Raw genomic sequence first — 10,038 nt, 5'->3', positions numbered from 1 at the left:
CCCCTCGCCGGCCCCCCGCGTTGGTGCTCAATAGGGGGGGCGCGCCGCCCGGGGGGGGGCGGGGGCGGGGGGGGCGGGCCCCCCCCGGGGGGGCCCCCCCCCCACGTCGTCGTCAGCAGCACGAACTGGACGTGCGTGAGGTCGTGCGGCGCCAGCGCGGCCCGCATCGCCCGCTGCCAGGCCAGCGTCACGCGCCACAGCAGGAAGCCGGGGCTGCGTCCGGGGCCGGGCAGGCGGGACTCCGGTGTGGTCATACCCGCGAGTTTGCCTCGGCCAGCCTCGCCAGGGCTCGCATCGCGTCGGGAGTGTCCGAAGTGACCTGCGGGCCGAACCCGTCGGGGCCGTCGACGGTGACGCGGTAGGTGATCCGCGTCCCGCCGTCGACGTCGGCGAGGACGTGCTCGAACCGCAGGTACGCGTCCGGCAGCCGGGTCTCGTCGGTGAAGCTCCGGCCCTCGGTGACCTCGGTGAGGGTGAACGGGATCGGCGGCATGCCGTCCATCGTCATCGTGCCGCTGGTGCCGACGGCGAAGGACGCGTCGAGGACCACGGACCGGACGCCCGCGTCCCACTCCGGCCAGCGGCCGGTGTCGGCCCAGAGCGGCCAGATCGCCGCGGCGGGAGCGGTGGACGTTTCGCTGTGCTCGTACTCGTAAACTGTCATGCGAGCAGACTATATGCACGCATACTAAAACGCAAGCGGCCGGACGGCCGGCCTGGCGGGGGTGGTCAGTTCGCCGAGCGCAGCTTGTCGTAGTAGGCGACGCAGTCCGCGTACACCGGGAGGATGCCCTGGTCGAGGGCTTCGGCCAGGGTCGGCGCGTCGCGGTCCTTGCCGGACAGCACCGGCTCGATGTCCGCGGGCCACGGCAGGTCCAGCGCGGGGTCGAGCGGCGTGATGCCGTGCTCGCCCGCCGGGTTGTACGGCTCCGAGCAGAAGTACGACATCACGGTGTCGTCTTCGAGGGCGATGAAGCCGTGGCCGAGGCCTTCGGCGAGGTACATGGCGCGGAACTCGCGCGAGTCGAGCACGACCGTGTCCCACTGGCCGAAGGTCGGCGACCCCACGCGGATGTCGACGACGACGTCGAGCAGCGAGCCGCGCGGGCAGTAGATGTACTTCGCCTGGCCGGGAGGGGTGTCGGCGAAGTGGATGCCGCGGATCGTGCCGCGCCGGGACACGCTGTGGTTCGACTGGCCGAGCCGCAGCGGGTGGCCGACCGCCGCGCGGAAGACGTCTTCCTGGAAGGGGGCGACGAACAGGCCCCGGTCGTCGGGGAACGCCCGGGGGGAGAACTCGAAGGCGTCCGGGACGCGCAGCCGGCGGAATTGCATGGCGTCACCTTATCGGGCGCCAACAAAACCGGACGGACGTCTTGGGAATTGCCGGGAAATCGCGTCCGGTGTGACATCAACCGCACCGAGGGGTCACCGGCGGCGGGGGACCTGTCACAATGAACGAACCGCCGCGTCCGCGGCCATCGCCAGACCCACGGCACCGATGGCCGACGTGACGCCTCGCCGACAGGCCGGCGCTACCGCGCTGGGCTGCCGTGCCGGAGGAAGTTCCCATGTCCGGGTGCGCCTTCGCCCCGCAGATATGGTCCCCGCGCTCGCAGGCCCAGGAGAATTCCAGTGACCCACGTTCGAACCGCGAGTTCCGTCATTCCCACTGGGAGAATGACGGAAGCGACGACAGGAAACCCCATGAACGACCCCACCGGTGCCGTCGCGCCGGTCACCGACGAAGAGATCTTCACCGGGCACGAGGGCGGCAAGCTCTCGGTGGCGGCCACCCGCCCGATTTCCAGCCCGCGTGACCTTTCGATCGCGTACACACCCGGTGTGGCGAAGGTGAGCCGCGCGATCGCCGAGGACGCGGCCAAGGCCAAGCGCTACACGTGGGCGGACCGGCTGGTCGTCGTGGTCAGCGACGGGACGGCGGTGCTCGGCCTCGGCGACATCGGCGCCCGCGCGTCGCTGCCGGTCATGGAGGGCAAGTCGGTGCTCTTCAAGACCTTCGGCGGCCTCGACTCGATCCCGCTGGTGCTGGACACGACCGACGTGGACGAGATCGTCGAGACGCTGGTGCGGCTGCGGCCGTCGTTCGGGGCCGTCAACCTCGAGGACGTCTCCGCGCCCCGGTGCTTCGAGCTGGAGGACAAGCTCAAGGAGGCGCTGGACTGCCCGGTCATGCACGACGACCAGCACGGCACGGCGATCGTGACGCTGGCCGCGCTGCGCGGCGCCAACCTGGTGCTCGACCGGGCTATCGCCGACCAGCGCGTGGTCGTCTCCGGCGCCGGCGCGGCGGGCGTGGCCTGCGCGAAGATCCTCCGGGAGGCCGGCATCGGCGACGTCACGGTGCTCGACTCGCGCGGCATCATCCACGAGGGCCGGGCCGGCCTGAACCCGGTCAAGGAGCGGCTGGCCGCGACGACGAACAAGGCCGGCCTGCGGGGCGGGCTGGCGGAGGCGCTGGAAGGCGCGGACGTGTTCCTCGGCCTGTCCGGCGCGACGATCGACGAGTCGCTGCTGGCCCGGATGGCGGGCGGCGGCATCGTCTTCGCACTGTCCAATCCGGACCCGGAAGTGCACCCGGACGTGGCGGCGCGCTACGCGTCGATCGTGGCCACCGGGCGCAGTGACTTCCCGAACCAGATCAACAACGTGCTGGCGTTCCCCGGCGTCTTCCGCGGCGCGCTGGATTCCGGCGCGCGGTCGATCACGGAGGGCATGAAGCTGGCGGCCGCCGAGGCGATCGTTTCGGTGGCGATGGACGACCTGGGCCCGGACCGGATCGTCCCCAGCCCGCTCGACCCGCGCGTGGCTCCCGAGGTCGCGGCCGCGGTGGCGAAGGCCGCGGAGGCGGACGGCGTCACAGCCTGACCCCCTCACCAGCGCCAAAGCGGCACTTTCACGTGAAAGTGCCGCTTTGCGCTGCAAACCGTAGCTTTCACGTGAAAGTGGCGGGTTAGGGGAGAAGGGCGGGGAGGCGGTGGCGGGGGACGTCGACCAGGCGCAGGTCCACCAGGTCCGATGGGACGTCGAGGGAGACGTTCGCGAGGCGTGCGTGCGCGCGGGTCAGGACCTCGTCCTGGTGCTCCACCGCGTCCGCGACCACCACCGCGTGGCGGTTGTCCGGTGTGCTGCGCAGGTACCGCACCGCGTACTTCCCCCGGACCAGTGCCGCGAGCGCCTCCTGGGACGCCTGGTCCGCCAGGTCCGGGTGGGCGTTCGGCAGCAGCAGCGCCAGCCGCCGGGCGTTCGTGCCCAGCAGCGTCCGCAGCAGCCACGGGCCGGGGTCGGCCGAGAGGTCCATCGCGATCGCGTCACCCTCCGGTCCGGAAATCGACCAGTCCACCGGTCGCGACTCCAGCGACAGCCCGCCCGCGGTGGCGATCTCCTTCAGCTTCTCCAGCAGGGCCGGCTTCGTCCCCGCGGACTCCACCGACTGCGGCCCGTGCGTGTAGATCGCCTTGCCGCTTCGCATCTTCTTGGCCTTGGCCGTCGGCTGGCAGACGTACAGGTCCGCCGCGCTGCCGATCGCCTGCGCCCCGAAGTACCGGTTGAAGCCGGGCAGGATCGCCTCGAAGGTGAGCCCGAGCGTGGCCAGCGACCGCTGCACCTGCGCGCCGAGCGCCGGGTGGCGCGGGCTGTAGCCGTACGCCAGCAGCAGCCGTCCCTCGCTCGGCTCCCGCAGCGCCTGCACCCCGCGGGCGGCGAACAACCCCATGCCTTCGGGCGTGTACGGCGGGTCGCTGAACACCAAGCCGGCGTCGCCGGTCAACGCCGGTGGCAGGCCGACGCGCAGGTCCGCGTGCACGGTCCGGATCTCGCGGCCGCCGCGATCGTCGAGGTAGGCGAGCACGCGCTCGTCCAGGTCGACGACCGTCAGCGACGCCGACGGGCAGACCGCCCGCACCGCCAGCGACGTCAGGTCGTGGTCCCCGAGGAACAGCAGCCGCGTCGAGGCCAGGTCGTACTGCGCGTCCAGCCAGAGCGCGCGGCGCAGCACGGTCTCCGGCGTCGCCTGCACGTGGTCGAGCGCGGCCAGCGGGGACGGCACCTCGGCCACCCACTCGGCGACCTTCGGCAGCAGTTCGTGCGTGGCCACGGCTTCGTCGAGCGGGTCGGCGTAGCGGGGCGCGCGGTACTGCAGGTACGACGCCGCGACGCCGGGGGCGATCCGCAGGCGGTCGCCGCTGCGGTCGAGGTCGTCGCCGAGGGCGGCGAGCACGGCTTCCACGCTGCGCCGGGGGGCCGTGCTCAGCCGCACCAGCTCGCCGAGGTCGTGGTCGCCGGTGCGCAGCAGGTCGAGGACGCGGTACAGCGGGCGGACGCCGACGCCGTGCGCGGCGAGGACGTCGTCGAGTGCCTTCACGGGCCACGAGCCTAGTCACCACGTGCCGGAACGGCGTGCCAACCACCGCCGACTCGGCTACGGTCGGACGGACCGGGACATGGGAGTGGCAGTGACCATCGAATTCCGCGATGTGACCAAGCAGTATCCCGACGGGACGGTCGCCGTCGACAAGCTGAACCTCACGGTCGAAGACGGCACGATCACCGTGTTCGTCGGCCCGTCCGGCTGCGGCAAGACGACGTCGCTGCGGATGATCAACCGGATGGTCGAGCCGACCGCCGGGCAGGTGCTGCTCGACGGCAAGGACGTCGCCGAGGGCGACCCGGCGCTGCTGCGCCGCGGCATCGGCTACGTCATCCAGCACGCCGGTCTCTTTCCACATCGGACGGTGCTGGACAACATCGCCACCGTGCCCCTGCTGTCGGGCTGGGACAAGGCGAAGGCGCGCACGCGGGCCGCCGAGCTGCTGGAGATCATCGGCCTGCCGGTCGAGCTCGGCAAGCGGTACCCGGCGCAGCTTTCGGGCGGCCAGCAGCAGCGCGTCGGCGTCGCCCGCGCGCTCGCCGCGGACTCGCCGGTGCTGCTGATGGACGAGCCGTTCTCCGCGGTCGACCCGATCGTGCGCGAAGACCTGCAGAACGAGCTGCTGCGGTTGCAGTCGCAGCTGGGCAAGACCATCGTGTTCGTCACGCACGACATCGACGAGGCGGTCCGGCTCGGGGACAAGGTCGCGGTGATGCGCGTCGGCGGCAAGCTCGCCCAGTACGGCACGCCCGCCGACGTCCTGCGGCACCCGGTGGACGACTTCGTCGCGTCGTTCGTCGGCCGGGACCGCGGCTACCGCGGCCTGTCGTTCCTCTCCGCCGAAGGCGTCGAGGTCAAGGACCTGGAGCTGGTCGAGATCGGCTCCGCCGTGCCCGCGAGCGACAGCTGGCGGCTCGCGGTCAACACCGAGAAGCAACCCCGCGGCTGGCTGCCGCCGAACTCCACTGTGGACGGTCCGCTCACCGAGGACGGCCTCGTGGCCGGTGGTTCGCTCTGGGTGCGGGGAACGCCGATCCGCGGCGCGCTGGACGCGGCGCTGTCGTCTCCGGCCAGCCTCGGCGTGGTCGTGGACGAAGACCACCGGGTGCTCGGCGCCGTGGTCGCACGGCAGGTTTTGGACGTGATCGAGGCGACCCCGCAGGCGTCATGAGCTTCTTCGACGAGCTCGGGCGCTACCTGAGCAGCGCGAACAACCGCGGCCAGATCCTGGGTGACCTGGGCGACCACGTCTACCTCGCGCTGCTCCCGCTGGTCATCGGGATCGTCCTGGCGATCGCGGCGGGCTGGCTCGGCCACCGCTGGCGGCCCGCGCGACGGGTGCTGACGGTGCTGGCCAACCTGCTCTACACGATCCCGTCGCTCGCGCTGTTCGTCGTCATCCCCGGCCTGATCGGGTCGAAGATCCTCGACAGCGTCAACGTCGTCGTCGCGCTGACCGTCTACACCACGGCGCTGCTGGTCCGCCCGGTGCTCGACGCACTCGACGCGGTGCCGGGGCCGGTGGTCGCCGCCGCGACCGCCGTCGGGTACAAGCCGGTGCGCCGGTTCTTCGCCGTCGAGCTGCCGTTGTCCGTGCCGGTGCTGGCGGCCGGCGTGCGGGTCGCGGCGGTCAGCAACATCAGCCTGGTCAGCGTGGGCGCGCTGATCGGCACCGGCGGCCTCGGCGTGCTGTTCACCGACGGGTTCCAGCGCGAGTACTTCTCGCCGATCGTGGTCGGCATCGTGCTGACGCTGCTGCTCGCGCTCGTCGTCGACCTGGTCCTGGTGGGTTCGCGAAACCTGCTGACGCCGTGGGAACGGGTGAGTGCCGCGTGATCACCGATCTCGTCCACTGGTTCGGCGACCCGGCCCACTGGTCCGGGCCCGACGGCATCCCGCAGCGGCTGCTGGAACACCTCGGCTACACGGCGTTTTCGCTGGTGATCGCCCTGGTGATCGCCGTGCCGCTGGGTCTGTTCGTCGGCCACACCGGCCGCGGTGGCGTCGCGCTGGTGAGTGCAGGCAACGCCATCCGCGCGCTGCCGACGCTGGGGCTCGTCACGTTCCTGTTCCTGCTCTTCACCGAAAGCGTCACCTCGACGATCATCGGGCTCGTCGTGCTGGCCGTGCCGCCGATCCTGGCCGGCACGTACGCCGGGCTGCAGGCGACCGACCACGGCGTGGTCGACGCCGCCGAGGGGATCGGGATGACCGGCTGGCAGCGGTTGTGGCAGGTCGAGGTGCCGATCTCGCTGCCGCTCGTGCTCGGCGGCATCCGCAACGCCGTGCTGCAGCTCGTGGCGACCGCCGCGGTGGCCGCGTACGTCGGCCTCGGTGGCCTCGGCCGGTTCCTGCTCGACGGACTGGCCATTTTGGACTATTCCGAGGTCATCGCGGGCGCACTGCTGACGACGTTGCTGGCCGTCGTCCTGGACCTGCTCTTCGCGGCGCTGAACCGGGCCCTGGTGCCCCGGGGCGTCCGGCTCGCCGCGGCCGGGAAGAAGGGGGCGGCGTGAAGCGGCTGGTCGTTCTTGTGGTTCTGGTGCTGGCCGCCGGCTGCGGCAACCCGCTGGCCGGCGGCGGCGAAGGTGGCGCTTCGGGCGACATCATCATCGGGGCGTCCGACGTCGGCGAAAGCCTGCTCCTGGCCCAGATCTACGCCGGGGCGCTGCGGGCCGCGGGTGCGACGAACGTGACCGTGCGGCCGCCGGTCGGCAGCCGCGAGGTCGTCGTGAAGGCGCTGCAGGACAAGTCGCTGTCGGTCGTGCCGGACTACAGCGGGAACCTGTTGCGCTACTTCGACAAGAACACCACCGCGACGACGTCCCAGGACGTCTACGCGCAGCTTCGGCAGAAGGTCCCGCCGGGGTTCGAGGTGCTGGACCAGGCGCCGGCGGAGGACAAGGACCTGCTCGTCGTCGGCCCGCAGCTGGCGGCCACAGGCGTGAAGACGTTCTCGGACCTGGGGCAGCGCTGCCGCGAGCTGGTGTTCGGCGGGCCGGGCCAGTGGAGCAGCCGCTGGAAGGACAAGATCAAGTCGTTGTACGGCTGCGAGTTCAAGGAAATCCGGACGACCGACACGGGCGGGCCGGTGACGGTGGCGGCGCTGAAATCCGGTGACGTGCAGGTGGCGGACCTGTTCAGCACGTCGTCGACGATCGCCGCCAACGGGTTCGTGCCCCTGGTCGACGACAAGAACATGTTCCCGGCGCAGAACATCGTGCCGCTGGTGGCGCGGGGAACGCTGTCGCCTCCGGAAGCCGCGGCGCTGAACCGGGTGTCGGCGGCGCTGACGACCGAGCAGCTCACGCGGCTCAACGTCGAGTTCACCGAGGAGAAGCGCAACCCGCTGGACATCGCGGAAGACTTCCTCGCCCGGGCTTAGTGGTCGACGGCCAGCTTGACGCCGAGGCCGATGAAGATGCCCCCGGTGGCGACCTCGATCCGGCGCTGGTTCTTCTTCCGCCGGACCCACCCGCCGACGCGGCCGGCGAGCACGCCGACGGTGCCGTCGACGAGGAACTCGAACACGATCATGATCGCCCCGAGGACGGCGAACTGCAGCCAGACGTGGTCTTTCGCCGGGTCGATGAACTGCGGGAGGAACGCGATGGTGAAGGTGACCATCTTCGGGTTGAGCAGGTTGGTCAGCAGGCCGCTCAGGTAGGCGCGGTCGCTCTTTCGTTCGACCAGTGGCTTGCGGTTCCGGATGGCCTGCGCCCCGAGGTACACGAGGTAAGCGGCGCCGGCGATCCTCACGACGGTGAAGGCGACGGGCACGGCGGCGAAGAGCGCGGCCAGCCCGGCCGCCGCCACCGCGACGTGGATCGCCTCGCTCGTGGCGACCCCGGCGGTGGCGAGCAGGCCGGCCTTCGGGCCGCCGCGCATGCCGCAGCCGAGGATGAAGAGCAAGTCCGGCCCGGGCATGACCATCGCGATCGCGGTGGTGGCGAGGAAGGCCAGGAGGAGGTGCTGGTCGACCGGCATGGTTCGATCCTGACACGCCGGCCGCCCCGCACGAACTCCTTTTCCGCCCCCCGGGGGGGCCTCGAACAGGAACTCCTCTTCCGGGCCGGGGCCTCAGCCGCGCACGGCCGCCGCGACGCGGGCCGCGTCCTCGATGGCCTGCTCCGGCGGCTCCTCCGGCAGCGGCAGCAGCACCACCGAGCCGCTTCCCGCCTCGTGGAGAGCCCGGACCGCCGCCGCGCACTGGTCCAGGTCACCGCAGATGGCCAGCCGGTCGATCCACTCCGGCCGCAGGCTCGCTGCCAGCTCGTCCACCGTCGACGTCGAATCCAGCAGGGCCAGCAGCTCCCCGGCGAACGGCAGGCCCTCCACCTGCACCCGCGATCCGGGGGTCAGGGACTCCGCGACCGTCCGGCGCGCCCGCTCGCGGTCGCCGAGGGCCAGCCAGTTGTACGTCACCACCGCGTGGTGGGCCGGCGCGCCTTCCGCCGCGCGGCCCGGGGCGATGCCCGCCAGCGCCGTCCGGACGTACTCCGGCGGGGCCGGCTCGGCGAGGATCGTGCCGTCCGCCGCCGCGCCCGCCACCGCGAGGGACTTCGGGCGCCGGACGCCCGCCACCAGTGGGGGCGGCGACGACGGCGGGAACACCAGCTCGACGTCGTCCAGGTGGACGTGCCGGCCGTCCATCGAGACCCGCTCGCCCGCCAGCAGCCGCCGGACCGCCACCAGCGTCTCCTCCAGCGCCGCCAGCGGGGACGCCGGGTACGCCCCGATCTGCCGCATCCACGACGCGACGCCGTGCCCGAACCCGGCGATCAGCCGGTCCGGGTGCAGCTCGGCCAGCGCCGCGACCTCCATCGCCGCGATCGCCGGGTTGCGCGCCACCGCCGGCAGCACCCCGATGCCCACCTTGATCGTCGACGTCACCGCCAGCGCCGTCGCGACCGTGGCGACGCCGGCCGCCCAGAAGCAGTCCTCGACCAGCCACACCTCGTCGAGACCCGCGTCTTCGGCCTGGCGCGCGAGGTCGCGCAGCTTGGCCGGCGGCTGCTCCCGGTTGATCCGGACACCGACCGACGTCGTGGGTGCGTACATGCGCAGCCTCCTGTTCAGATCCGCGAGAACGCGGGCGCGTACTCGAACGCGCCCACCTGGGTGGGTGCGTAGGCGGCCAGCGTCCGGGCCTGGAAGTGCTTGCCCCACTTCGGGTCCGGTGAAGTGATCGACAGGGTCGCCGCTTCGGCGAACGCGAACCGGGAGTAGTAGGCGGGCCTGCCGACCAGGACGACCAGGCCGTAGCCGAGGGCGTCCGCCGCACCGAGGACGGCGTGCACCAACGCCGAGCCGACGCCGCCGGCCTGGTGCGCGGGCAGCACGCCGAGCGGGCCGAGCCCGACCGCGGCCGCGGTGTCGTCGCCGAGGCGGGCGCGGCTGCAGCACACGTGCCCGACGACGGCACCCTCGCGGACGGCGACCAGGGAGAGGGCGGTGATCAGGTCGCCTTCGGCACGGAGTTCGTCCACGAGCGGAGCCTCGACCGGGGTGACGCCCGCTTCGCGCCGGAACGCTTCGCTGTGGACGGCGTGGATCGCGGCCTGGTCGCCAGGTGTCTCGCGGCGGATCAGCATGATCGCCACCTTGCCGTGAACCGGCGGGGGAGGGCAATCGGGTTTGGGCTGCGC

General features: G+C 72.0%; 11 protein-coding genes. 5 read left to right on the top strand and 6 right to left on the bottom strand.

What is annotated here, in order from left to right; all coding sequences use genetic code 11:
* Positions 1-250: 250 nt before the first annotated feature.
* Together AB0F15_RS03930 and rfbC are read right to left on the bottom strand one after the other, a co-directional pair.
* A complete protein-coding gene (locus AB0F15_RS03930; RefSeq protein WP_360264728.1) occupies positions 251-664 on the bottom strand; it encodes an SRPBCC family protein in 414 nt (137 codons plus the stop codon).
* Between the two features lie 65 nt (positions 665-729).
* On the bottom strand, positions 730-1,335 hold the full coding sequence (rfbC, locus tag AB0F15_RS03925) for a dTDP-4-dehydrorhamnose 3,5-epimerase (RefSeq protein WP_360264725.1): 606 nt from the start codon (positions 1,333-1,335) through the stop codon (positions 730-732).
* Between the two features lie 372 nt (positions 1,336-1,707).
* Between rfbC and AB0F15_RS03920 the strand changes: the two genes are divergently transcribed.
* Positions 1,708-2,889 carry an NADP-dependent malic enzyme gene (locus AB0F15_RS03920; protein ID WP_360264722.1) on the top strand — a complete coding sequence of 394 codons (1,182 nt, stop codon included), beginning with the start codon at positions 1,708-1,710 and terminating at the stop codon, positions 2,887-2,889.
* Between the two features lie 85 nt (positions 2,890-2,974).
* Here the strand turns inward: AB0F15_RS03920 and AB0F15_RS03915 are convergent, their stop codons facing one another.
* The gene (locus tag AB0F15_RS03915) at positions 2,975-4,384 is read right to left on the bottom strand and encodes a bis-aminopropyl spermidine synthase family protein (RefSeq protein ID WP_360264719.1); all 1,410 of its coding nucleotides are present in this window, start codon (positions 4,382-4,384) and stop codon (positions 2,975-2,977) included.
* Positions 4,385-4,475: 91 nt separating this feature from the next.
* Here AB0F15_RS03915 and AB0F15_RS03910 point away from each other — a divergent pair, with 91 nt between their 5' ends.
* Genes AB0F15_RS03910 through AB0F15_RS03895 form a run of 4 tightly spaced genes read left to right on the top strand, consistent with a single transcriptional unit; the run spans position 4,476 to position 7,775 of the window.
* Positions 4,476-5,561 carry an ATP-binding cassette domain-containing protein gene (locus AB0F15_RS03910; RefSeq protein WP_360264716.1) on the top strand — a complete coding sequence of 362 codons (1,086 nt, stop codon included), beginning with the start codon at positions 4,476-4,478 and terminating at the stop codon, positions 5,559-5,561.
* A complete protein-coding gene (locus AB0F15_RS03905; protein ID WP_360264713.1) occupies positions 5,558-6,226 on the top strand; it encodes an ABC transporter permease subunit in 669 nt (222 codons plus the stop codon). Before AB0F15_RS03910 ends, AB0F15_RS03905 begins: the two co-directional genes overlap by 4 nt.
* Complete coding sequence (locus AB0F15_RS03900; RefSeq protein WP_360264710.1) at positions 6,223-6,906, top strand: ABC transporter permease subunit; 684 nt, start codon at positions 6,223-6,225, stop codon at positions 6,904-6,906. Before AB0F15_RS03905 ends, AB0F15_RS03900 begins: the two co-directional genes overlap by 4 nt.
* Positions 6,903-7,775, top strand: coding sequence for an ABC transporter substrate-binding protein (locus AB0F15_RS03895; protein ID WP_360264707.1), 873 nt, complete (start codon positions 6,903-6,905; stop codon positions 7,773-7,775). Before AB0F15_RS03900 ends, AB0F15_RS03895 begins: the two co-directional genes overlap by 4 nt.
* Here the strand turns inward: AB0F15_RS03895 and AB0F15_RS03890 are convergent.
* The 3 genes from AB0F15_RS03890 to AB0F15_RS03880 form a co-directional block, all read right to left on the bottom strand.
* Positions 7,772-8,377, bottom strand: a complete 606-nt coding sequence (locus AB0F15_RS03890) for a LysE family translocator (RefSeq protein ID WP_360264704.1) — start codon at positions 8,375-8,377, stop codon at positions 7,772-7,774. The genes AB0F15_RS03895 and AB0F15_RS03890 overlap by 4 nt on opposite strands.
* A gap of 93 nt (positions 8,378-8,470) precedes the next feature.
* Positions 8,471-9,451, bottom strand: coding sequence for an LLM class flavin-dependent oxidoreductase (locus AB0F15_RS03885; protein WP_360264701.1), 981 nt, complete (start codon positions 9,449-9,451; stop codon positions 8,471-8,473).
* Between the two features lie 14 nt (positions 9,452-9,465).
* Positions 9,466-9,984, bottom strand: a complete 519-nt coding sequence (locus tag AB0F15_RS03880) for an N-acetyltransferase (protein ID WP_360264698.1) — start codon at positions 9,982-9,984, stop codon at positions 9,466-9,468.
* Positions 9,985-10,038 lie beyond the last annotated feature (54 nt).

The organism is Amycolatopsis sp. NPDC026612, assembly GCF_040638285.1.
Taxonomy (GTDB): Bacteria; Actinomycetota; Actinomycetes; order Mycobacteriales; family Pseudonocardiaceae; genus Amycolatopsis.
This window is presented reverse-complemented; position numbering and strand designations above follow the sequence as displayed.